The following is a 23942-nucleotide window of genomic DNA, read 5'->3' on the forward strand; positions in this document are numbered from 1 at the left end:
CAAGTTGCTCCTGAATTGTTATAGAACCCTCAGCATCTACCTATGGCTCTACGGAGAAAAGATAATAATAAAGGGGTTGGCCACCCTCATGAATCTCTACTTCCACATTCGGGTAAGTCTCTTCCAGCCACTCGCTTAAGGAATCTGTGACCTCAGAATCAGTTTCTGCTCCAATAAGGATCGTAACGATTTCATCGCCATTCTCAAGCATGTTGGACAGCAACGCCTGACTTGCAGCTAACAGATCATCTGCGGCAGCGACAATTTTGGAGTTCGAAATTCCGATAAATTGCCCGGATTTAATCTCCAGATCATCAAAGCTTGTATCACGGACAGCATTTGTTACTTGTCCCGACTTGACCTGTGAGATTGCTTCTAGCATGTTCCCAGAATTAGTCTCCACAGAATCCTCTTCTTGGAACGCAAAGGCTGCAGCGATTCCTTGAGGAATGCTTTTACTTGGAATAACCGTAATCTCACGTTCGCCCTCCAAGAGATCTTTAGCTTGCTGAGCGGCAAGAACAATATTGGAGTTATTCGGCAGAATGTATACATGCTTCGCAGATATAGAAGAAATCGCGTTCACGAAATCCTCTGTGCTAGGGTTCATAGTCTGACCTCCAGCTAGGACAACATCCACGCCGAGGCTTTTGAAAATATCTGCAATCCCAGCGCCTGATGATACTGCGATGAAGCCGTAAGGCGCCAAATCATCTGCTGGTGGTTCAGCTGGAGCTGATTGTACACGGCTCTGCTCATCCGGCATATCCGCGAAAACATCTGGCATAGGTGCAATATCCATCCCTGCAGTTAACAAGTCACGGTGTTGCTCACGCATATTGAGAATATGAATCTGCGTAATTTCCCCATAGAGGAGTGCCAGATTCAAAACTTCACCTGGAGCCTTGGAATGCACATGCACTTTAATGGTTTCATCATCCGAAATTACAATAATGGAATCTCCATTTACTGACAACGCTTTCCTAAAGGTTTCCTCATCAAAGTCCGTTCTCACGTTACCGCCTAACTGGCGATTAATGAAGAACTCCATATCATATAGAAATTCTATGTCCTCTGTTGAAAGCTGTGATTGCGCAGAAGACTGTACAGAAGACAGTTCGCTTTCAGGTTTCTTTAACACCGGTACCGGTGTTGGCACGACTGGTGCCTGAGGTTGTCCTTTTACAGGTTCAGACACACCGGAGCTTCCGCTCGTCAGATGCTGGTGAAACCCTTCATAAATATAGACCAGTCCTTGACCGCCAGAGTCTACGACACCGACTTGCTTCAAGACAGGCAATTGTTCCGGTGTATAGGCTAAGGCTTCCTTTGCTTTGGCCAATACCTCTGTCATGAGCTCTGTAACATCTGTAGTTCGGCGAGCATAGTAGACAGCATGTCTTGCAGCCTCTTTAGCCACTGTAAGAATAGTTCCTTCTACAGGCTTTACAACTGCTTTATAGGCTGCGTCCACTCCGCTTTGCAATGCAGCAGCAAATTGCTGTGTGTTTAGCTCATCATGTTGAGCTGCAGATCTGCTAAAGCCTCTGAACAATTGAGATAAAATAACTCCGGAGTTCCCCCGTGCGCCCATTAACAAGCCCTTAGAGAGTACACCTGCACATTGACCGACAGACGTTGTATTATTTTTCTTCAATTCATTCGAACCTGCGGTCATCGTCAAATTCATGTTAGTTCCGGTATCTCCATCTGGAACCGGAAAAACATTTAGGGAATTGACGTGTTCTGCATGCTGTTGCAGCTTATCCGCTCCAGCCAATACCATAGCGGTAAAATCTGTTCCGTTTATAGAACGCTTACTCAATTGAGAATTCCCCTTCCTAACTTCATGCCTAATCATTCTATGATTAACAGGACATAATGCACTAATTTACATTGTACTATAAGTATTAAAAGAAATAAATGTTTTTGAATCGGTTGACGTAGCAAAATTTGCTGTGATATTATAGATAAGTATTGTTTTATGCAGGTGTTAGGAATAAGGAGGTGTAATCTATGTCCCGCAAATGTGCAGTAACAGGCAAGAAACCGAGCAGCGGCAACCACGTGTCTCACGCCAATAACCGCAACCGTCGTTCTTGGGGAGTTAACGTTCAGAAGGTCCGTATCCTCGTGAACGGTAAACCAAAACGCGTGTACGTCAGCACCCGTGCTTTGAAAGCCGGTAAAGTTGAACGCGTTTAGTCTTTTGCAATTTTAAAGACCGAGCGATCACTCATATGAAGCAAAAAGCACCCTTTACATTTGTAAGGTGCTTTTTTTCATGTTTTCTTTTCTGTTCCAAGCCCAAGATCAACTCTTCTGAAATGTGTTCAAAATCGCTTTAACAAAACCTCCCAAAAACCTTGGCAGCTTAAACGTGTAAAATTTCATGGTTTACCCTCCCATCAATTCATGCCGTACGCAGGAGACTTTCTTCTTGTTCTAACGGTAACGTACTGCAGTCCTCCCTGCCAAAACAAAAAAGGCTACATGAGATTTCTGCTCATGTAACCATATTTATGCGTCGAGGACTTGGCCTATACCTTTAGTCGTAATAGCCTATTTTTTTAACGAAGTGCCGCTTCGGCTGCTTCTCGAATCTCAAGGATCGCTGCAGCACGATCACTCCGGCCAAAAACTGCATTTCCTGCAACTAAAACATCCGCCCCTGCACTGACAACCAATGGCGCTGTAGCTTCCGAAACACCACCATCGACTTCAATAAGTAGATCTGGATTGACTTCATTCGCCCATTCTCTAATTTGAGTAATTTTGCGCAAAGTGTTAGGAATGAATGCTTGACCTCCAAAACCAGGATTGACGGTCATCACGAGAATCATATCCACATCCTCAAGCACCTCACGCACCGCTGATGCCGGAGTGCCAGGATTAATAGCTACTCCTGCCTTAAGACCCAATTCCTTGATCTGATGCACCACACGGTGTAAATGAACGCAAGCCTCAGCGTGGACAGTAATCACACTAGCGCCTGCGGCAGCAAAATCAGAAATATAACGTTCTGGAGACTCAATCATTAAGTGAACGTCTAGTGGAAGCTTGGTATGTAACGAGACCGCTTTTACGATTGGTGGACCAAGCGTTATATTCGGCACAAAATGCCCGTCCATTACATCCACATGGATCCAATCCCCGCCACTGACCTCAGCTTCTGCAACCTCTGAACCTAAACTTGCGAAATCGGCAGACAATATAGATGGTGCAATTCGTATCATGACTTAGTACCTCCGCTTTTTATCTTTCATTTCATTAAAAAATAATTTGTAATGTTCATACCGGCTATCAGCGATATTCCCAGCTTTCCATGCCTCGATAACTCGGCAGCCTGGTTCATGCTGATGACTACAACCACGGAATTTACAATCCCCAGCATAGTTAGCAAATTCACGGAAACAAGTAGAGAGCTCTTCAACCCCAAGCTCAAGAAAATCAAGCTGACTAAAACCAGGGGTATCCGCTACAAATCCGCCCCCGCCAATATCCATCAATTCTACATGGCGGGTAGTATGACGACCACGGCCCAGACGTAAGCTGATCTCACCTGTCTCCAGTTTAAGTCCTGGCACAATACGATTCAATAAGGTCGACTTCCCTACCCCAGATTGTCCGGCAAATACACTAATACCACCAGTAAGCCGCTCTCTTAGTTCATCACTGCCAGCTCCTGTAATTGAGCTTGTAACCATCACTTCATAACCAATATCCTCATAGAGCTCTTTAACATACTTAGTGGCTTCACCATTATCATTAGCCAAATCCTGTTTGGTCAGAACGATTAAGGGTTCCAGTCCCGAGTGCTCAATATGAACTAGGAACTTGTCCAATAGATTCAGGTTCATATCAGGCTCCCGCACAGAAAATAATAGAACGGCAAGGCTTACATTCGCTACAGGTGGACGAATTAACTCAGATTCTCTAGGGAGAAGCTCATCCACCATCCCTTCACCATGCTCAGTCAGCATATAGATCACGCGGTCACCTACAAGAGGAGCGATCCCCTTTTTCTTAAGTATGCCTCGGCCTCTGCATTGAACTGAAACTTCCTCTGTTGCAATTAATCCTTCACGAAGCGGTTTTACGTAATAATATCCGCTTAACGCCTTTACTATTATTCCTTCAGGCATACATAGTGAGCCTTCCTCTCCTGATTTTGCGAAAATGACCCAAGTTTGAACATCCCCGGGTCACTTCGCTGCCACAACTATTCAAGCACTTCTGCCCTGATTAGTTATCGCTTTTATCTTTAGATTTGTCTTTGTTTTTATTATTATGCTTGTCATCATTTTTATTACTGTTCTTGTTGTTACCACTATTGGTCGATTCATTATTCACCGAATTGTTAGTAAGGAATCCCGTCTGATTGACTGATCCAGTATTAGTAGACCCTTCGTTGTCTGAACTTGGAGGCAGGATCTCAGGCTCAATGGTCGGTTCAGCAGTAGGTGTAGGATCTATCGGTGTCTGAGTCGGCTGCGGAGTCGGAACCGTCGGTGGTTCAGGTTCTTGCACCGTGCCATTCTTCGCATCAATATATGGAATCACATAAGTGTCTAAAAGCACACCATCTCGGGTAACAATAACAGAGCCATCTTTATTCGGAGCAAGCACTAGATTAACGGACAGCACTTGGCTCTTTCCAATGGTACGCGTTCCCCAATCTTGTTTTTCACCATTATTGCGCGCATCAACGAACTCAATTCGAATCTTGCTCTTCTTTCCATCCTGTGCAGGAGCTACTGGTACATTAAAGGTATAATTCAGGGCTTCAGGTGGATAACCTGTACTTAAGTAAATCGTAATCGCTGTTCCAGGTGGAACAGAGGTACCTTTCTCATAAGCCCAAGTTTTCGTTACCTTACCTTCATCAACTGTGAAGCTGGATTCTTCCTTTACATCTCCGAGGACCAGTTTGGATTCTTCCAAAAGCGCCTTAGCTTCACTCTCCGTCTTACCGATGAGGTCTGGCATCGTGACACTTTCTTCTCCTTTACTAACGTAGAGGGTGATTGAAACCGTCTCAGGATCAAACTCGCTGTCAAAGGCTGGGTCTGATTTTACAACCTTACCCACCGCCGTATTTTCATCGAAGAGAGGTTCATTCTTAATTTGATTTTGAGGTACACCCTTTGCCATCAGCGCTTTAACAGCTTCGTCGAAAGTGTAATTCGTTACATCTGGCATCTTAGTTAATGGTTTCGCCGTATTCACAGTTAGTATTAGGGAGGCTCCCTTTTTCACTTTGGCGTCCTTTTCCCTACTTTGCTTCATGACCACATTTTCTTCGAAATTCGGACTGTAGTCATACAGTATAGGATCAGCAACCTCAAGCCCCAAATCCTCAAGTTCAGTCTTCGCTTGTTCCAGCTGTTTACCGACCACGTAAGGAACCGATACCTCAGGAACAACTAATTGGGATTTAACGTACCACACGAGACTGGCCATAGCCAGCAGTAACACTAAAGTTAAACCAATCCATAATGCAGGTTTAGTCCATTGTTTTTTACCTTTTTTCACAGGTACCGGATCGTCATCATCATCTTCATCATTATCCATCCGGTCGTGGCGATGATTACGATTTCCATTGCTTCTTTGGATCGGTTTAATCGCTGGTATTACCCGCGTTCGATCCTCGTCTTCCTCATCGTTAAAAAGAACTTTTGCTTCACTACGGCGCTCAGGCAACAAGCAGGTTTCTAAATCCTGCAGCATTTGCTTTGCAGACTGATAACGCTCTTCCGGATTTTTACGCATCGATCTTAGAATTACATTCTCAACGCTTTGCGGAATAAGTGGATTTATGAGCCTTGGCTCTTCAAACTCTTCTTGCAGATGCTTTAGAGCTACGCTAATCGGACTCTCCCCTAAGAATGGAAGACTTCCGGTAAGCATTTGATAGAGTACAATCCCTAATGAATACAGGTCGGATTTCTCTCCTGTTGAGACACCTTTGGCATGCTCTGGTGAGAAATAATGAACGGAACCTACTACAGAGCCTGTCTGAGTAATGGTAGTAGATGTTACCGCACGAGCAATACCGAAATCCGTTACCTTCACCCGGCCATTGCGCCCGATCAATATATTATGTGGTTTAATATCCCGATGAATAATTTGATTCTGATGAGCGTGATCAAGTGCATCACAGATTTGTGAAGCGATCCTTACGGACTCGTCAACCTGTAATGGTGCTCGTTCTTTTATAATTTCATTAAGATTCTTGCCCTCAATATATTCCATGACAATATAATGAATTTCGTCTTCTTGTCCTACATCGTAAATACTAACCACATTCGGATGAGACAAAGATGCAGCTGATTGCGCCTCACGCCTAAAACGGCGGATAAATTCCTCGTCATGAACAAATTGATTACGCAATACTTTGATGGCGACGTTTCGGTTTAAAAGAATGTCATGTGCTCTATAGACGAGCGCCATTCCACCTCCGCCGATCCGTTCGATGACTTGGTAACGGCCGCCCAGTTCGTGACCGATCATCAATCCCACTCCTTTGTTTCGGGCACAGCGGCCTCTCCATGATGTTCTAACAAAGCGACGCTAATATTATCGCCGCCGCCAGCAAGCAGTGCCAACTGAAGTAAGCGGTCCGCTCTTTCCTCTAACGGTATCTCATGTATTCCCGCTACCTTGCCCAAATGCTCATTGTTAACAAAATTACTTAAACCATCACTGCATAGAAGCAAAAGTTCCCCAGGTAGCAGGGTAACAGGGGCTAAATCAACCAGCACCTCAGCATCTGTTCCAAGTGCTCTCGTCAGCACATTTCGTCTCGGATGATTATCTAATTCCTCCACACTGATCTGACCGTTCTTGAACAGCTCATTGACTAGCGTGTGATCTTCGGTTAATTGAACTGCTGCACTGTCCTTTATTAAATAGGCTCTGCTGTCTCCGATATGGCCAATATATCCGTTTGAACCATTCATCAGGGCAGCAACGACAGTAGTACCCATATTGTGGTACTTATCGTCGCTGGAAGCCTCCTTGAAGACAGTGCTGTTAGCTTCCAAAATAGCAGCTGATAACGCATCACGCAGTGCTTCGTCCTGAAGCTCAGGCAGGAGCCCGTCTAGGGTATTCCTCATCGTCTCCAAAGCAAGCCTGCTCGCGGTTTCACCAGCCTGATGTCCACCCATCCCATCGGCAATTATGCCGAGTGTATAACCGTGGCGCGTCGCGCCGATCCAGACCGAATCCTCATTGACAGAGCGCACTCGGCCAATATCGCTGGCATGAACTGTTCTGATCAAATATCCTCACCCCAACTCCATATGTTTGGCACGCAGCTGTCCGCATGCGGCCGCGATATCATGGCCTTGCTCACGGCGAATGGTAACATTCACGCCGTTGTCAGCCAAAATACGTTGAAACTCAAAGATATCATTGCGTGAAGTACGTACATATTTCCGCTCTGGCACGTGGTTTACTGGAATCAAATTGACGTGGCATAGCATGTTCTTAAGCACACCTGCTAATTCCTCAGCATGCTCCGGCTGATCATTCACCCCGCCGATCAATGCATACTCAAAGCTGACCCGTCGCCCCGTCTTAGCTTGATAATAACGTAAAGATTCAATCACATCATCAAACGGAAAGCGGCGGTTAACTGGCATTAGCTTCGAACGCAGTTTGTCGTTAGGTGCATGAATCGAAATCGCCAAATTTATTTGTGTATCTTCTTCTGCAAATTTATAAATGCTCGGCACAATCCCGCTAGTGGAAACAGTAATATGCCGTTGTCCGATATTTAAACCTTTCTCATGAATCATAAGACGTAAGAATCTCATTGTTGCATCATAGTTCTCAAACGGCTCACCAGTACCCATGATAACAATACTGCTGACACGTTCACCCCGCTCATCCAAGATCTGTTGAGAGCGTACAACCTGAGCTACAATTTCACCCGCTGTCAAATCACGTTTCAATCCACCAAGCGTAGAGGCGCAGAAAGTACAGCCGATTCGGCAGCCTACTTGAGTTGTTACACAAACGCTATTTCCATAATTATGTTTCATGATAACTGTCTCGATCGCATGATCATCATGCAATCCAAACAGGAATTTTACTGTTCCATCTTTCGATTCCATTTTAGTAATCTCAGTGAGCGCTGCAATGGAGAATTGCTCGTTCAGTTTCTGACGAAGTCCTTTAGACAAATTGCTCATGGATTCGAAGTCACTTACACGTTTTACATACAACCAGTCAAAAATCTGTCCACCACGAAAAGCAGGCTCACCGTTATCTTTCGCCCACTGCTGTAACTCTTCTAAAGAAAAATCATATATTAAAGGTTTCATTATTATTAGCACCTGTTCTTTCATAAGGATATGCGTATTATTTCTCATTCTTCCTATTTTAACACAAATTTCAGAGACGGTAAAAGAAATAGCCCGCCGTACGTTAGCCCGGCGGGCGGAAGATACAACGATTGTCAGTAAATTTGCTATATTACAAGACTCTTTGAAGCTTGGAGATATAGAACCCATCACTGCCATAATGATGTGGCAATAACTGAATCCCCTCACCAACAGCCAGCGCAGTACCTTCCAATCTCCCCCACAGCGGGGAAGCAAATGTTATAGAAGTGAAATCAGGATTTTGCTCCAAAAAGGCAGCTACAACCTCACTATTTTCCGTTTGTTCAGTCGTACAGGTACTATAAACCAGAACACCACCCGGTTTCAACAGTTTAGAAACCGACTGCAGCAGCTGACCCTGCAGTGATGCTACACTTACAACATCCTCAGGCTGCTTACGCCATTTGAGATCTGGCTTACGGCGGATTACACCAAGCCCAGAGCAAGGCGCGTCCAAAAGAATTCTATCGAAGGAATGATGCTCTAAGGTATGCTCCAGCTCCAGTGCATCTGCACTGCCTGTTACTACGCTTTCGAGACCTAACCGTGCAGCTTGATCCGAGATAAGCTTAGCTTTATGTGGATGCAGATCGTTAGCGAAAATAGATCCTTCATCTTTCATCAACTCGCCCATGTGGGCCGTTTTGCCCCCAGGCGCGGCGCAGCAATCAAGCACTCTCATTCCAGGCTCAGGTGCAACAGCTTCAGCTACAAGCATGGAGCTTTCATCCTGAACAGATAGATATCCATCCCGGTACCAGGATGAAAGAGCCAGATTACCTCCGCCTTTTACAACAATACCATAAGGACTTACTTCAGAAGCAGAAGCTTGCAGACCTTGTTCAATCATCTGACTCAATAGGGCTTCACGGCTAATCATCGTAGTATTTACGCGTACACTGACAGCGGGTGGCTCATTGTTAGCAGCGCAAATAGCTTCCGCAGTGTCAACACCATACTCCGTAATCCAGCGCTTCACTAACCATATAGGATGGGAATACTGAATAGATATCCGTTTCGCAGGACCCAATCCATCAGGTATTATCGGCAGATTTCCAGCGCGCAGCACACTACGAAGCACGCCATTAACCATGCCCGAAATTCCTTGATGGCCCTTTTTCTTAGCTATATTAACAGCCTCGTTTACAGCTGCATGAGATGGTATGCGATCCAGGTACATAATTTGATATAAGCTTAGACGCAGTAAATTACGCACCCAAGGCTGCAACTTAGCGATCCCTTTGCTAACAAATTCCTCGAGCACATAATCAAGTGTATTCATCCGAGAGATGGTACCATAGACAAGCTCTGTAACTAGTCCAGCATCTTCTCTGCTGAGTGCAGACTTCTGCAGACTGCTGTTCAGCAATAAGTTGCTATAAGCCCCTTGTTGTTCGACTTTAACCAGGATATCAAGAGTGATATCGCGGGCAGAAGCTGTAGCAGCTTTACCTTTATTTCCGCTACTGCCCTTTTTACCACTCACTGCTTTATGATCGTTACTATTTTTATTGCCAGAGCTATGACTCACTCCTGATCGGCCCGCACCGTTACCGCCCGCGCTCAACCTAGCACCGTCCCTGGTTTCATAACACCGCCACGACTAAAATCCGCAGCACTCATCGCTTTCTTACCAGCAGGTTGAACCGTAGTTAGCAGCAGACTTCCGTCTCCTGTCTTAACCTCGACACCATGTTCAGTGACCGAAAGTACCGTTCCTGGCGCACTATCAGTTGATTTCTGCTCAGCAGGAATTTTTGAAGCCCATACTTTGAAGGTCTCTCCATTCCAAAGCGTAAACGCACCGGAAAAAGGTACTAATCCACGAATTCGATTATAGTTATCACGTGAGCCAGCGTTCCAATCCAAACGCTCATCCTCACGATTTAGGTTAGGAGCAAAGGTCGCTTGACTGTCGTCTTGCGGAGAAGCTTGAACAAGGCCGTTTACTAATCGCGGCATTTCAGACTTCAAGAGATCACGTCCAGCAAGGCTAAGCTTCTCGAACATCGTGCCGGAAGTATCCTCATCCTCGATAGCCACCTCGACGCGCGAGATCATATCTCCAGTGTCAAGTCCTTCAGCCATATACATCAAGGTAACGCCGGTAACCTTCTCACCGTTAATGATACTACGTTGAATCGGTGCGCCACCCCGGTATTTAGGAAGTAGTGAACCATGAACATTCACACAACCATTACGCGGCAAATCCAATACAGCTTTAGGCAAAATTTGACCATAAGCCGCTGTAACAATCAGGTCAGGCTCATATGCAGCTAGCTCTGCGACAGCCTCAGGTTTGCGCATCCGTTCAGGCTGGAGCACAGGTAAACCGAGAGATAATGCGGCTTCTTTAACTGGTGAAGGAGCCAAGATCTTTTTACGTCCTTGCGGTCGATCTGGTTGGGTGACGACTGCTACAACTTCATAACCTTCATCCATCAGCATTTGCAAGCTTGGTACCGCAAAGGCTGGGGTTCCCATGAATACAATCTTCATATCCTCACTCCTCAGTCTCATTGCGTTCAGCTGTCATCTCGTATACTTTTTCAGCGATATCGGTAAACAGTACTCCGTTCAGATGGTCAATCTCATGTTGAAAAGCCCGAGCAAGTAAACCACTGCCGGTAATGGTAATTTCTTTTCCTTCACGGTTAAGACCACGCACGGTTACTGTCTCTGCACGGCGTACATCACCATTCAATCCGGGAATACTAAGACATCCTTCAGGTCCTAGCTGCTCCCCTTCTGTACCGATGATTTCCGGATTAATCATTTTGATCAGCCCGTGCTCTTCATCTGCATCCACCACAATTAGGCGCTTCAAAATACCAACTTGTGGAGCTGCCAGCCCTACACCTTCAGCGTCATACATCGTATCAGCCATATCATCTAACAATTTTTTAACATTAGGTGTAACTACAGTTACTTCTTTTGCTATTTTGTGCAACACTTCATCCGGTTCCTTAACGATCATACGTATCGCCATTAAAAACACCTTCCCGTTCTGTACATCTCTATATTTAGAGTTTATTGATCTAGCTCTTTTTTTACATTGTAACATGATAACGATTTACATCAACATTTGCGGATCAACATCAATGCTGATCTGGAGCCCTGTATCCCGTACAGAATCCTCCAACTCCTCAGCCACTTGTCGAACAAGCCCTATCACATCGATGGCGCCGCGCCATTTTATCATACATTGGAATCTATATCTACCCTTTAAGCGAGGGATTGGAGAAGCTACTGGACCTAACAGATCTAGTACATCCGTGGTTAGCTTATCTAGACTCCCATACCATCTTAGATTTCTGGCCTTCCCCTGCAGATTCATAGCGTAATTCTCTGCCATCCGGAGTAGTAGCGGTAACTGCTCATGGGATAATGTAACGAGTATCAGTCTGCAATAAGGCGGATAATGTAGCCCTCTGCGATGCTTCAGCTCTTCCCTTACAAAAGAGAGATAGTCATGCCCGCTAGCATGAATAATAGAATAATGCTCTGGTGTATAGGACTGAACAACGACCTCACCCGGAAGCTGATGCCGACCTGCTCTTCCAGCAACTTGTGTAAGCAATTGGAAGGTCTTCTCCGCTGCACGAAAATCGGGCAGGTTCAACGCTGAATCTGCTGTAATTACGCCAACAAGAGTTACGTCAGGAAAATCCAAACCTTTTGCTACCATCTGAGTGCCTAGCAGAACATCCGCTTTTTTGTCTCTGAATTGATTCAGCAGCTTCTCATGCGAACCTTTTTCTGTCGTTGTATCCACGTCCATACGAATCACCCGTATCCCAGGAAACAACTTACCAAGCTCTTCTTCCACCCGCTGCGTCCCCGTTCCGAAGAACCGGATATGCTCACTTCCACACTCTGGACAAAGCTTAGGTGCCGGTTCAGCATGACCACAATAATGACAACGCAAATTGTCACTACGACTATGGTACGTTAATGAAATATCACACTCGGGGCAGCCTGCTACATATCCGCAACTCCGGCACATAACAAACGTCGAGAAACCTCTACGGTTAAGCAATAACACGGTCTGTTCTCCACGTTCCAGTCTTTCAGCCAATGCAGCATGAAGCTTTCGACTGAACATTGAGCGATTACCTTCTTTAAGCTCTTCCCGCATATCCACGACATTTACCTTCGGTAGTTCGTTACCAAGCGCGCGGGTAGGCATCTCTAGAAGGACTGGTGAAAAATGAATATCACTCTGCGCTCTAGCAGCATGATAGCTTTCTAACGAAGGCGTGGCGGAGCCTAAAATCACGGCTGCCCCACACTGTTCGGCTCTGCGAATAGCTGCATCACGGGCATGATATTTCGGATTTTCCTCCTGCTTATATGAGGTTTCATGCTCTTCATCCATAATAATCAAACCTAGGTTAGAGAACGGGGCAAACACCGCTGAACGGGCGCCAACGGCAACCGTAGCCTTTCCTTCACGGATTTTGCGCCACTCATCGTAACGTTCGCCAACAGATAATCGGCTATGCATTACCGCGACACCACTTCCGAAGCGCCCCTTAAAGCGCTCCACCATCTGTGGCGTTAATGCGATTTCTGGGACGAGCACTACGGCCTGTCTACCCTGATCCAGACAACGTTTGATACATTGCAAATAGATTTCTGTCTTACCACTCCCCGTAACGCCATGTAACAGAAAAACTTCATGGAGCTGTTCTTCTAGCGTTCGTGAAATACGTGTGTATACAATCTCTTGTTCTGCTGTAAGTGGCAGAGGCGTAGTAGGCTTAAAATCACGTCCTTGATAAGGGTCGCGATAGACTTCGATTTCACTGATTTCGATAAAGCCTTTTTCCTCTAAACCCTTCACGGTGCTTGCCGTCACTTGAAGTGCAGACAAGACTTCCTTAAGCGCCATTGGGAGTGTAGCTTCCCTTTCAATCAGAAAGCTAAGTACTTCCTTCTGTCGCGCGGACTTTTTGGGGAATTTATTCAACGCCTCACGAGCAGCCGTGATCCCTATCGCAAGATCTACTGCTTTCAGCTTCTTCTTGCCCATTTTATCTTTAATCGATTGGCTCTCTACAAGAACTCCACGTCTTAGCATGAACTTCACCGTCTCCGCAGCCTCCGGAAATGCACGGGTGAGCTGCTTCATGGAAACTTCGCCATTACGTCCAATAAACTCAGTAATTAGTCGTTCCTCATTCCCTGAATCTGCAAACATAGGGAATAATTCATCATCAGAAAATGCTGCTTCTTCTTCCACATCTCCTAGCGAAATCAGTCGTTCTGCCTTCCCTTTTAGAGCAGTGGGCAGCATCGCTTGCAGGGCTGAAATTCGTCTGCATGCATATTTTTTACTCATCCAGTCTGCTAGCTCAACTAATTCAGGAGATAAAGGTGGAAGCAAATCCAGCACCTCTTGAATAGCCTTAAGACCAGGATTCACTACTGTTTCACCTGACTCCAGAGAAACGACAAAGCCTTGCACCGTGCGGTGTCCAAACGGTACTGCTACTCGGCTGCCCACTTCAATCCATAACTTTAGTGATTCTGGAATACTATAATCAAATGGCCGGTCAGTGCTGCGTACAGGCACATCCACAATGACCTTGGCAATATCCATTATAATGAAGCTCCAGTAATTCGCTCTGCCACGAGCGTCAGCAAGCGGCGAGCGACCTCATCCTTAGACAATTGTGGCAATTCGAGCACCAATCCATCTACATCATAAATCGATACAATATTCGTATCCGATCCGAATCCGGCTCCTGCAGCCGCTACATTGTTTGCAACAATGAGATCGCAGTTTTTGCGGACCAGCTTGTCCTTTGCATAAAATTCTGTGTTTCCCGTCTCCGCAGCAAAGCCGATCAAGAACTGCTTGTCTTTGTTCTTACCTAGCGTTTCCAGAATATCCGTTGTTTTTATAAGCTCAAGTGTCAGTGTATCTCCACTTTTTTTAATTTTGGATGGCTCACTTTGCTTAGGCCGGTAATCCGATACAGCAGCCGCCTTGATCATGATATCGCAGCTATCCCACTGCGCAGTAACCGCATCGTACATCTCTTGTGCAGATTGAACACGAATGACATTCATATCCGGGTCCTGCGGAGGCGCTTCATCTGTTCGCGCAGCAATCAAGGTAACCTCAGCACCCATAGCACGTGCAGCACGTGCCAATGCAAAACCCATCTTACCGGAGGAATCATTGGAGATATAGCGTACCGGATCAATCCGTTCTACTGTACCACCAGCTGTGATGACGATCTTTTTACCCTTGAGTGGACTAGACTTCACACTTTCTTGCAACGCAAAAAAATCCTCAACATTACTTACAATAGTCTCTGGTTCCTCTAAACGTCCTTTACCCACGTAACCACATGCCAGCAGACCTTCTCCAGGCTCAATAAACTGAATACCTCGTTTAGCGAGGGTATCCAAATTGCTAAGTACAGCGGGATGCTGATACATATGAACATTCATAGCCGGTGCCACCATTATAGGTGCAGTAGTAGCGAGTAACGTTGTGGATAACATATCATCCGCAATTCCGTGCGCCATTTTAGCAATAATATTTGCAGTTGCTGGTGCTACTATCACAAGGTCCGCCGAATCAGCCAAATCAATATGCGAGATGGAGGATGGGTCCCGTTCCTGGAATGTATCGCTATATACTCGTTGCTTCGACAGTGACTGTAGAGTTAATTCTGTAATGAACTGCTTTGCCGAAGCTGTCATAATGACATGAACCTCGGCTCCTTTTTGGACAAGCTTACTGGTCAGGGCTGCTGCTTTGTAAGCGGCAATTCCCCCTGTAATCCCAAGTAAAATAGTCTTCCCCTTCAAGCTCTTCAACATGATCTCCCCCCTGTTCCCTTCTCTTACAACGAATGATCTATTTCTTAAACTTCTTATATTTTGAGAAAAAAATAACAACCTTCCGGTTGTCAGAAACAGCCCGGTCTTGGGCTATCAGCATTCATTAAAGACCCATAATTGCTCCATAACCCAAGAAGAAACGGCATCGCCTAATAACAAATAGGCGGTATCCGTTTCTACAAAAGGTCATATCTAAATAGACTTGAGACTACTCTTCACCACGGGTAAGTGTAATGCGATCTTCGTAAATTTCTTCAAGAGCAACACCGACGAATTTATGCGATCTAGGGTTCTTCACATCTGTCTTGCCACCCTCACGCAATTGTCTAGCACGACGTGCTGCGGCTACAACGAGCGAATACTTACTGTCAACCTTGGTCATCATTTCATCAATTGATGGATATAGCACAGGGACACCTCTTCATAGTTTACTGGTAATACCTTCAGCCTTGCAGCATTCATTATCTAACTTTACAATGTTCGGCGATAATAATGCTTTCTATTCTCTTACAGGCCAGATCAATCTCATCATTTACAACAGCATAATCATAATGCTGCATTAGATTAATCTCATCCTCCGCTACAGTCATGCGGTGATCGATCACATCTGGATGTTCCGTACCCCGTCCGCGTATGCGGTCCTTCAGCTCATCCATAGAAGGTGGAAGAAGGAACACAAAAATACCTTCAGGAAATTTTTCTTTAACTTTGAGAGCTCCCTGAACCTCAATTTCGAGAATAATATCTTTGCCGTTATTGAGAGTTCTCTCTACAAAATCACGTGGAGTACCGTAAAAATTACCTACGTACTCCGCATATTCAAGCAGTTGATCGGCTTCTATCATAGCCGAAAACTCCTCTTTGCTTTTGAAAAAATAATTCACGCCGTCTTCCTCACCCGCACGCGGACTGCGAGTAGTAGCAGAAACTGAGTAGACAAGTTCGGGCATCTTCGGTCGTAGCGCAGTACATACAGTACCTTTACCCACGCCGGAAGGTCCGGATAATATGATGAGCAATCCTTTTGACATAATACACTCCATTTAGTTGTTATTCGTCGTTGTCGTCATCTTTACTGGATAAGCGATGCGCTACAGTCTCCGGCTGTACAGCCGACAGAATGACATGATCACTATCTGTAATGATTACGGCACGAGTCCGTCGGCCATAGGTGGCGTCGATCAACATATGTCGATCTCGAGCCTCCTGGATAATGCGTTTGATTGGTGCAGATTCCGGACTGACGATGGAAATAATGCGATTGGCGGACACAATATTCCCAAAGCCAATGTTGATAAGTTTGATTGCCATGTTCCGGTAGTTCCCCCCATAAAGTTCTATGCTATTGCCTGTTCCCGGTTACTCTATGTTTGCCGCTTGTTCGCGAATCTTCTCCAGCTCAGCTTTCATGTCTAGCACAAGACCCACGAGTGTTAAATGATTACATTTCGATCCGATTGTATTCGTCTCCCGGTTCATCTCCTGAATGAGAAAATCCAGCTTGCGTCCTACCGGTCCTTTCCCCTTCAGGAGGGTTCTGCATTGTTCGAAATGACTATACAACCGGGTCAACTCTTCATCAATATTACAGCGATCTGCAAAAATAGCGATTTCCATCCCGAATTTATGCTCATCAAAAGCGAACGTCCCATCATTTAACTCATTTAATCGATGACGAAGCTTGTCACGATATTCAATGATTACAACAGGTGCAAGTTCGACCATTTCAGCATGCATGGATTCGAGATGATTGAGACGCTGTTCAATATCAGCGGCTAGAAAACTGCCTTCACGGGCGCGCATCTCTAGCAGAGACTGCAAACTCTGCTCAAGTCCCGTCTCCAACATTTCAGAGTAGTCTTCTAAGGCCGCGGACACGGCACCCGCAGCCTCATCTTTGCTTTCCATAATACCGGGTATAGAAAGTATATCACGTAGAGTCAACTCACCGGACAAACCATACTCGTTCTTAAGCTGATCTGCTGCCTTAAGATAAGTCATGACAGTAGAGCGATTCAGAACCGGTCCGGAAGACGACTCATCGTGCTCTCTATTGATGGTAACATCTATCCTTCCCCGTTTGACGTGCTGCTGAACCTTTCTTCTCAGCACATCCTCATAACCCGTCCAATCCCGGGGCATCCGCAGTACAACTTCGCAGTACCGGTGATTCACCGATTTCACTTCGAACATAATCTTGTAGCCGCCGAATTGCAGGGACGATTGACCGTATCCGGTCATGCTAAATGACAACGGAATCACATCCATTACACTATTGTAATTGATTATTACTAGCGAAACAAGGGGGACAATTTACGTCCTGATTTCTCCCATACATACTCGATCAGCTGTGCGCTCATATCATAGAACATGAAAGGTGTCATTAAATAGATCCCATTAAAATGGGCTGTAGCTACATCTAGCAATTCCTTGGCGATGGCGACCCCTTCAGCTCTTCCTGCTTCTCCTTCAAGTCCCTTCATGCGATTCCGGACATCATCCGTAAGCTGGATTCCCGGAACCTCGTTATGCAGGAACTCTGCATTACGCCCACTAGCCAGTGGCATCACACCAATAAACACGGGAATATCCAGATGTGCAGTTGCCTCAGCGATCTTTACGATAAGCTGCTGATCATAGACAGGCTGAGTCATAATATAATCTGCACCAGAGGCAATTTTCTTCTCCAGTCGCTGTACGGCCTTATCTAAATGTTTCACATTCGGGTTAAAGGCAGCACCGATAACAAAATTTGCTTTCTGCTTCAATGGTTTACCTGAGAAGGAAATGCCATCATTTAACTGCTTAATCATACGAATAATCTCAAAAGAGGTTAAGTCGTAAACCGAACTTGAGCCGGGAAGATCTCCGAATTTCGCTGGATCACCAGTCACCGCTAACACATGATCAATTCCTAGCGCATCAAAACCCATCAAATGTGATTGAGTACCAATCAGATTACGATCGCGACAAGCAATATGCACTAGTGGACGAAGTCCAGTTTTAGCGTGCACTAAATGGCCCAAAGCCATATTGCTCATCCGTGTAACCGCCAGTGAGTTATCGGCGAGTGTCAACGCATCCGCACCCGCTCTTCTCAGTGCTTCCGCGCCCTGCATAAACTTGGCGATGTCCAAATCACGGGGTGGATCAAGCTCAACAATCACCGTATGGCGTTCCTTTACTAGATCAACCAGGTTCGGCTCTCTGCCATCTCTTCCCTCATCTTCGCCAAAATGCTCTTGCAGAGATACACGCTCCACAGTCGGAGGCGACGGTTCTGGAAGTGGCTGAGGTACGTAATCTTTCAATGCGGAAGAAATTTCAGCAATATGCTGAGGAGTAGTACCACAGCAGCCCCCAATAATTCTGCAACCCATTTCTGCAAAAGTAACTGCCATTTGTCCGAAATATTCCGGTGAGGCTCCATACCGATATTCTCCATCTACATAATCCGCAACGCCCGCATTCGGATAGACCGAGGTAGGCAGAATAAGATTGCCTTGTACCGCTTTTAGTGCTCTCTTAATCCCGTTTGGGCCAGTATTACAGTTAAATCCGATGATATCCGCTCCATCACCTTCTAAGATCCGGAAAGCCTCTGGTAACGTCAATCCATCTAATGTACGTGCCGATTCATCCACAGCAAATTGGCAAATGACTGGGAGAGTACTATGTTTACGTACTGTTCTTAGCGCAAGATGCAGTTCCTCGACATCGTAAAAGGTTTCTAGCATAACGCCGTCTACTTCTTCTTCTAACAAAGCTGTAATCTGCTGTGTAAAATACCTCTTCAACTCTGTCGATGAGAGATTTGCACGCTTACCGGCGCGAATAGAGCCTACAGCACCTAATACATAGCCTGTATCTCCAGCAGCTTTACGAGCGATTCTTACTCCGGCGCGATTAATTTCTTCAACCTTGGACTCCAAACCATATTTGGACAGCCTGTCAAAATTCGCTGAGAAGGTGTTGCTTTCTAGCAGCACTGCTCCTGCATCGATATAGCTGCGATGGACATCTTCGATAACCCCCGGAGAGGTCAAATTTAATTCTTCGTAGGAAATGCCGACAGGGAAACCCTTCTGATATAAATAGGTACCCATCGCTCCGTCTCCGACCAATACTTTGTTTCCCCATGCGGAACGTAAATCCGGCTTCACTGCAAGATCCTCCCCTGTCACATTAGGTTCTACTTTAGTTTCATACTAATGTAACATAAATCGCTATGGATGATAAGCTTTCATAAGAAAAGCAATCAACCCCCCAGTGGTATGAATGATCAAGTATTAAAAGCCTCATACTAACGTTAAAAACAATAAAAGGGGTATTTAAGTGAAGAAAAAAACAAGAAAGTTTCTGATCCGAAAATACACCGTAATTCTACTCTTATGCATTCTCTGCTTATTATTTCTGTATTTGGGAGATTGGATGTACGGATATGGTCTGGGCAATATCGGTTATATTCTAAATTACTTGCTATATACCCCCTCTGAGAAAGTCGCTGCTTGTATTTTATTGCTATGCCTGATTATTCCCGATATCCTAGCCTGGAAGACGGGGCATCAACCAGAACGAGGAGGGGAACTGTGACTTCTTATCGCTGTAATAATAATTAGGAGCAATGGAATCAACACCATAAAGAAGGGAAAGACCGTGTATAGCAGTTTCCCTCCCTCTTCAATATGTTCTGTGAAGCTTCGGGCATTCAGCATCGAACTGAACAGGATTATTAGAGCTACCGGATACACCATTCTTCGGTAAGGAATCTTGAACAATTCTGAAATCCCAATAAGTGCTGCTGCAAAAAAAACAGACAATTTGAAAAAAACACCGATTATTAGCACCATGACAATTAGAATATCCACACGTTGAATAAAATCGGAGATAGAGATCTTACTGATCGTAGGCATTAAGGGGAACGGAGAACGCCTGACAATATCTGTACCAAGCACCGATATATTTAAGGCCATGGTCATACTTAACAGTATACCTGATACAAATATGCCCGCTGCGATTACCCAAGGACCTTTTTTAACGTTATTCAGATAGGGCATAAGCATAGTAAAACAGATCATTTCACCAAAAGGGAAAATGTAGTTTTGATGTAAAACAGAAGAAACAATTGGCTTAATTCCATTCTCAAAAACAGGGAGCAAACGGTTCAAATTAATGGAGCCCGAGAACATTAACATGCTCGAACAAAATAAACCGATTAATATCACAATCACCGCAAACACCAACGAAGTTCGGGACAGCACTTCTACTCCTTTATGCAATACATAAGCACTAGATAATACCATTAACATCGCTACAATGAATAACGGCGTCCTGTGCATAGTAGCCATAACTAGCATAGAGCTACCATCTCGCAGATCACGACCAGCCAAATTAAGAAATATCACGATATAAGCTATGGATATCAACGAACCCACATATTTACCAAATAGTTGCCGGATATATGCCGTAAGGGGCAGATTCGGAAACTTTCTATAAAGATAGGCATATCCTGCAAAAACAATTAATCCTATCAAATTCCCCAGCAATATGGAAATCCAAGCATCCTTATCAGACTCCATTCCAAGATTCACTACCAGCGCCGTCCCTAGTTCAAACAACACTGTCAGGGTGAAAAATTGAAGTAGTCCTATTTTTATATTTCCCATAGCTGCCCTCCTAAATTATCATTTCTTTTTGGACTGAAAGGAATCACTCCGCATGTCGGTATGCCGAATAACTATATCCACATTAAACTTGATCTCACAGGTTGCAAATATGCTATCCCAATGATCTTTTACTTGCTTCCACCCCCGCGGATTCTCTCGTTCTACAACTTCACCAAATCCAAGATAATCGCTTTTTAACGAACGAGCTGCTGAGACAGCTGCATGTAACTTATCATTGATACTCTGTTCTAGAAGTTCCGAAAGATTATTTAAGACCTTGGGATCTGTCAAATCCAAAGCATTAGGCGATTCTTTCAAACCTGCCTGCTCAGTGATATTTATTGTGATTACCGGATGCTCCGCGTCCTTCGCATCAGCATGAATATGTACCTGAGATAAATACACGATGAACGCTACATATTCATCCTCACCAATCGAAACCACTACTGGAATTTGTGTAATTTTATTCTTTAGCAGGGCAGTGCCTATAGCTTCATCACCTCGTAGCCAGCCTTTCAGCTTGTCCTCTTTAAATGCAGCGAAGTCTGTAACTCTAAGAATGGCCTCAGGATCTATATTTTTCAAACTGTCGTTATTATCTTTTTTGTCCAATTCGCCTGTTACCATTACCCCATTGACGATAGGCCCACCACCTGGAATTTGAATACCACGAATTATATCGTCTACTTCCATCCGGTAATTATATCCATACTGTTTAGAGGTCGTCTGCAGCTTCTCCACTAGATCATTGGCGGGTATTTTGCCAAACGTAGTCATGGTCGTCATACTATCTACCGCCGGCTGTCCCTTTGATATAAAAATAAAACTGCTTAGCCTAGTTTCACTCTCTCTTTCTAGGACATCCATCATATCTTTGATTCCTTCGCGAGCAAACTTCTCCGAAATAACGATCACTCGGATATGTCCTAAGGACAAGAAGCGCGCAGTCTGACGCGAGGCATTAGCCAGCGCTTCAAACATTGTACGTCCACTGCCTTTATATACTACGACTGGCGAAGTACCTCTGGCGTTCTCGCCAGAGATTTCGTCAGCAATTATAATCTGAAAAGATAATACATATTTTTCCTCATCTGTAGGACCTCTATCAATAGCCACTCCAGAAACGATTGCCCTTCTATTTAACTCCACACTGTCCCAACAGCCTGTAAGACTGAGAAATACCAATAAACATAGCAGGACAACCCCAATAAAAATAGTGCGATTACTCTTCATCCTGCGCTCCTTTTTTTGGATGCTCTGCCCCAGTAGATTTTTCAAGGATTTTAGGAGAAACATTCTGTTCATGTCCTGTTGAGATCTTCTTTCCTTCCGAAATGCCTTCTTGCCTCTTTGTTGTAGAAACTCGCTCCGTTCTCAAAGCCCATAAGGGCAGTCTTAAGAACGCATCTTTTTGACCATGTGAGGATATAGGCACAATAGGGGATAGATAAGGGACACCGAATGAACGCAGACTATTCATATGTGCAAGCAAAACAATTAAGCCTAAAGTAATCCCATAAAAACCAAACATACCGGCCAGCACTAAAAATCCGAAACGGATAATTCTACCTGCTATCGCCATGTTATAAGCAGGTATAGCAAAGCTCGCAATCCCTGTCAGCGCTACTACAATAACCATAACCGGTGTGATGATTCCTGCTTCTACTACTGCCTGTCCCAAAATAAGAGCACCAACAACGGATACTGTCTGTCCTACTGCACGCGGCATTCTTACTCCAGCTTCTCTAATGATCTCGAACGCTCCTTCCATCAGGATTGCCTCCACAAAAGCAGGAAAAGGTACATTTTCACGTTGTGATAATAGATTGATTAACAGGGTTGTAGGAATCATCTCATAATGGTAAGTGGTTAACGCTATATAAACGGAAGGCCCAAGAATTAGTACAATAAAACTGATATATCGAACAAGACGCATGAGAATTGTAATATCGAACCTTTGAGCATAATCCGAGGCAGACTGAAAAAACAGTGTAAATACCGCAGGCAAAATCAATACAAACGGGGTGCCATCTATAATGATCACAACCCTACCCTCTAATAGGTTCGTCGCTGCAACGTCAGGCCGTTCACTATTATTAATGGTTGGAAAAGGTGTGAAGGTTTTATCCTGAATCAGCTCTTCGATATAACCTGATTCCATGATGGCATCGACATTAATCTGTTGTAGCCGATTTCTCACCTCTTCTACCAACTTCTCGTCTGCATTGTCTTTAATGTACATGAGGGCCACATCTGTGTGAGTTACCTTTCCGATCTTTAAATGTTCTAGTCTTAGCTTAGAAGACTTAATTCTTCTCCGAATCAAGGAAATGTTCGTAGCTACAGATTCAACAAAACTATCCTTTGGGCCTCGCACGACTAGCTGGGTGGATGGCTCGCTGACGGAGCGAGCTTCTCCTCCCTCGGTCTCACACACAATTGCACTGTCATAACCTTCAATCAGAATGACCGTTTTGCCAGAAAGGATCGCCAGTAGAACCTCATTCCACTCCTCTTGCAGCTGTGCTTGACCTATTTCCAAAGCACGGTTCAATACGAATTCCTTAAGATCATTTGTTGCAGAGATGTTCTCTTTGAGCATTTCGTCTGTAATTCCGAGTAACGAACCGATTACGAATTCATCGACCGTTTCCTTGTTGACAAGACCATTAAGATGAATTGCTGCTGCTTGAACGGGGCTCTCACCTCCGATCTTTACCTGACGAATTTTGAGATCAGGACTATGACCCAACTCATTATCTATTTGGTCGAGCGTTTGGTCCAAATCATCGGTAAGCCTCGGAATTCGAGTATCTTCATGACCTGAGGCTCCTTGTTGTTCCTTAGCGGATTTGTTTCTTCTGTTTATCCCGTTTATGTTCAACAAGGCCCCCCCTTTTTTCAATCTTAGGGGTATTATTCTCGGTTATCCCTTCCATTATTCGGCTACATAAAGTCGCAAGGATGTGGAAACACAAAAAGGCAGCCCAAGAGATTCTCTTGGGCTGCCTTCTTAAGTATT

22 protein-coding genes are annotated in these 23942 nt (G+C 44.8%); 2 read left to right on the top strand and 20 right to left on the bottom strand.

Translation table 11 applies throughout. The annotated features are described in order from the left end of the window. Positions 1-40: 40 nt before the first annotated feature. Positions 41-1825, bottom strand: a complete 1785-nt coding sequence (locus NSQ29_RS14945) for a DAK2 domain-containing protein (RefSeq protein ID WP_341125463.1) — start codon at positions 1823-1825, stop codon at positions 41-43. A gap of 191 nt (positions 1826-2016) precedes the next feature. Here NSQ29_RS14945 and rpmB point away from each other — a divergent pair, with 191 nt between their 5' ends. Further along, entirely contained in the window at positions 2017-2205 is a 189-nt protein-coding gene (rpmB, locus tag NSQ29_RS14950) for a 50S ribosomal protein L28 (RefSeq protein ID WP_036686205.1), read from the top strand. A gap of 108 nt (positions 2206-2313) precedes the next feature. Here rpmB and spoVM read toward each other — a convergent pair whose 3' ends face one another. The 16 genes from spoVM to NSQ29_RS15030 all read right to left on the bottom strand — a co-directional run bounded on the left by spoVM (position 2314) and on the right by NSQ29_RS15030 (position 19417). Next, positions 2314-2394, bottom strand: a complete 81-nt coding sequence (gene spoVM / locus NSQ29_RS14955; protein WP_020431362.1) for a stage V sporulation protein SpoVM — start codon at positions 2392-2394, stop codon at positions 2314-2316. Positions 2395-2570: 176 nt separating this feature from the next. Then, positions 2571-3236, bottom strand: coding sequence for a ribulose-phosphate 3-epimerase (gene rpe, locus NSQ29_RS14960; protein WP_076282910.1), 666 nt, complete (start codon positions 3234-3236; stop codon positions 2571-2573). 3 nt (positions 3237-3239) lie between these two features. Continuing rightward, positions 3240-4145 carry a ribosome small subunit-dependent GTPase A gene (gene rsgA / locus NSQ29_RS14965; protein WP_042187397.1) on the bottom strand — a complete coding sequence of 302 codons (906 nt, stop codon included), beginning with the start codon at positions 4143-4145 and terminating at the stop codon, positions 3240-3242. Positions 4146-4245: 100 nt separating this feature from the next. Next, on the bottom strand, positions 4246-6513 hold the full coding sequence (gene pknB, locus NSQ29_RS14970) for a Stk1 family PASTA domain-containing Ser/Thr kinase (protein WP_341125464.1): 2268 nt from the start codon (positions 6511-6513) through the stop codon (positions 4246-4248). Then, entirely contained in the window at positions 6513-7286 is a 774-nt protein-coding gene (locus NSQ29_RS14975) for a Stp1/IreP family PP2C-type Ser/Thr phosphatase (protein WP_094868546.1), read from the bottom strand. The genes pknB and NSQ29_RS14975 overlap by 1 nt, the downstream gene beginning before the upstream one ends. A gap of 6 nt (positions 7287-7292) precedes the next feature. Next, positions 7293-8333: a 23S rRNA (adenine(2503)-C(2))-methyltransferase RlmN gene (gene rlmN / locus NSQ29_RS14980; RefSeq protein WP_042187390.1), complete on the bottom strand. Its 1041-nt coding sequence runs from the start codon at positions 8331-8333 to the stop codon at positions 7293-7295. Positions 8334-8484: 151 nt separating this feature from the next. Beyond that, entirely contained in the window at positions 8485-9879 is a 1395-nt protein-coding gene (gene rsmB / locus NSQ29_RS14985) for a 16S rRNA (cytosine(967)-C(5))-methyltransferase RsmB (protein WP_341126772.1), read from the bottom strand. 77 nt (positions 9880-9956) lie between these two features. Beyond that, positions 9957-10892 carry a methionyl-tRNA formyltransferase gene (fmt, locus tag NSQ29_RS14990; protein ID WP_339802989.1) on the bottom strand — a complete coding sequence of 312 codons (936 nt, stop codon included), beginning with the start codon at positions 10890-10892 and terminating at the stop codon, positions 9957-9959. Positions 10893-10896: 4 nt separating this feature from the next. Then, a complete protein-coding gene (def, locus tag NSQ29_RS14995; RefSeq protein ID WP_042126884.1) occupies positions 10897-11382 on the bottom strand; it encodes a peptide deformylase in 486 nt (161 codons plus the stop codon). An 84-nt stretch (positions 11383-11466) separates the two neighbouring features. Beyond that, a complete protein-coding gene (gene priA, locus NSQ29_RS15000) occupies positions 11467-13998 on the bottom strand; it encodes a primosomal protein N' (RefSeq protein WP_341125465.1) in 2532 nt (843 codons plus the stop codon). Beyond that, positions 13998-15233 carry a bifunctional phosphopantothenoylcysteine decarboxylase/phosphopantothenate--cysteine ligase CoaBC gene (gene coaBC, locus NSQ29_RS15005; protein ID WP_076282915.1) on the bottom strand — a complete coding sequence of 412 codons (1236 nt, stop codon included), beginning with the start codon at positions 15231-15233 and terminating at the stop codon, positions 13998-14000. Before coaBC ends, priA begins: the two co-directional genes overlap by 1 nt. A gap of 229 nt (positions 15234-15462) precedes the next feature. Continuing rightward, complete coding sequence (gene rpoZ / locus NSQ29_RS15010; RefSeq protein ID WP_036686188.1) at positions 15463-15663, bottom strand: DNA-directed RNA polymerase subunit omega; 201 nt, start codon at positions 15661-15663, stop codon at positions 15463-15465. Positions 15664-15715: 52 nt separating this feature from the next. Continuing rightward, entirely contained in the window at positions 15716-16285 is a 570-nt protein-coding gene (gmk, locus tag NSQ29_RS15015; protein ID WP_076299454.1) for a guanylate kinase, read from the bottom strand. A 19-nt stretch (positions 16286-16304) separates the two neighbouring features. Beyond that, positions 16305-16565: an extracellular matrix/biofilm regulator RemA gene (gene remA / locus NSQ29_RS15020; RefSeq protein WP_006209218.1), complete on the bottom strand. Its 261-nt coding sequence runs from the start codon at positions 16563-16565 to the stop codon at positions 16305-16307. A gap of 48 nt (positions 16566-16613) precedes the next feature. Further along, positions 16614-17507, bottom strand: coding sequence for a YicC/YloC family endoribonuclease (locus NSQ29_RS15025; protein ID WP_042187381.1), 894 nt, complete (start codon positions 17505-17507; stop codon positions 16614-16616). Positions 17508-17545: 38 nt separating this feature from the next. Then, positions 17546-19417: a bifunctional homocysteine S-methyltransferase/methylenetetrahydrofolate reductase gene (locus NSQ29_RS15030; RefSeq protein WP_339802978.1), complete on the bottom strand. Its 1872-nt coding sequence runs from the start codon at positions 19415-19417 to the stop codon at positions 17546-17548. Between the two features lie 172 nt (positions 19418-19589). On the opposite strand from NSQ29_RS15030, the gene NSQ29_RS15035 reads away from it, so the two are divergent. Continuing rightward, the gene (locus tag NSQ29_RS15035) at positions 19590-19847 is read left to right on the top strand and encodes a hypothetical protein (RefSeq protein WP_143759425.1); all 258 of its coding nucleotides are present in this window, start codon (positions 19590-19592) and stop codon (positions 19845-19847) included. On the opposite strand, the gene NSQ29_RS15040 is transcribed toward NSQ29_RS15035, so the two are convergent. The 3 genes from NSQ29_RS15040 to NSQ29_RS15050 are packed head-to-tail and all read right to left on the bottom strand — an operon-like array spanning position 19820 to position 23804. Then, a complete protein-coding gene (locus NSQ29_RS15040) occupies positions 19820-20920 on the bottom strand; it encodes a GerAB/ArcD/ProY family transporter (protein WP_076299456.1) in 1101 nt (366 codons plus the stop codon). The two genes, NSQ29_RS15035 and NSQ29_RS15040, sit on opposite strands and share 28 nt — an antisense overlap. 18 nt (positions 20921-20938) lie before the next feature. Continuing rightward, the gene (locus NSQ29_RS15045; protein WP_341125466.1) at positions 20939-22153 is read right to left on the bottom strand and encodes a Ger(x)C family spore germination protein; all 1215 of its coding nucleotides are present in this window, start codon (positions 22151-22153) and stop codon (positions 20939-20941) included. Beyond that, positions 22143-23804: a spore germination protein gene (locus NSQ29_RS15050; RefSeq protein WP_341125467.1), complete on the bottom strand. Its 1662-nt coding sequence runs from the start codon at positions 23802-23804 to the stop codon at positions 22143-22145. Before NSQ29_RS15050 ends, NSQ29_RS15045 begins: the two co-directional genes overlap by 11 nt. Positions 23805-23942: the final 138 nt, after the last annotated feature.

The sequence above is a fragment of the Paenibacillus sp. FSL F4-0236 genome (genome assembly GCF_038000135.1).
Taxonomy (GTDB): Bacteria; Bacillota; Bacilli; order Paenibacillales; family Paenibacillaceae; genus Paenibacillus_AQ.

Coding starts and splice junctions, on each gene's coding strand:
- rpmB (WP_036686205.1), top strand. CDS start 2,017: ATGTCCCGCAAATGTGCAGTAACAGGCAAGAAACCGAGCAGCGGCAAC.
- spoVM (WP_020431362.1), bottom strand. CDS start 2,394: ATGAAATTTTACACGTTTAAGCTGCCAAGGTTTTTGGGAGGTTTTGTT.
- rpe (WP_076282910.1), bottom strand. CDS start 3,236: ATGATACGAATTGCACCATCTATATTGTCTGCCGATTTCGCAAGTTTA.
- rsgA (WP_042187397.1), bottom strand. CDS start 4,145: ATGCCTGAAGGAATAATAGTAAAGGCGTTAAGCGGATATTATTACGTA.
- pknB (WP_341125464.1), bottom strand. CDS start 6,513: ATGATCGGTCACGAACTGGGCGGCCGTTACCAAGTCATCGAACGGATC.
- rlmN (WP_042187390.1), bottom strand. CDS start 8,333: ATGAAACCTTTAATATATGATTTTTCTTTAGAAGAGTTACAGCAGTGG.
- fmt (WP_339802989.1), bottom strand. CDS start 10,892: ATGAAGATTGTATTCATGGGAACCCCAGCCTTTGCGGTACCAAGCTTG.
- def (WP_042126884.1), bottom strand. CDS start 11,382: ATGGCGATACGTATGATCGTTAAGGAACCGGATGAAGTGTTGCACAAA.
- priA (WP_341125465.1), bottom strand. CDS start 13,998: ATGGATATTGCCAAGGTCATTGTGGATGTGCCTGTACGCAGCACTGAC.
- coaBC (WP_076282915.1), bottom strand. CDS start 15,233: ATGTTGAAGAGCTTGAAGGGGAAGACTATTTTACTTGGGATTACAGGG.
- gmk (WP_076299454.1), bottom strand. CDS start 16,285: ATGTCAAAAGGATTGCTCATCATATTATCCGGACCTTCCGGCGTGGGT.
- remA (WP_006209218.1), bottom strand. CDS start 16,565: ATGGCAATCAAACTTATCAACATTGGCTTTGGGAATATTGTGTCCGCC.
- NSQ29_RS15040 (WP_076299456.1), bottom strand. CDS start 20,920: ATGGGAAATATAAAAATAGGACTACTTCAATTTTTCACCCTGACAGTG.
- NSQ29_RS15045 (WP_341125466.1), bottom strand. CDS start 22,153: ATGAAGAGTAATCGCACTATTTTTATTGGGGTTGTCCTGCTATGTTTA.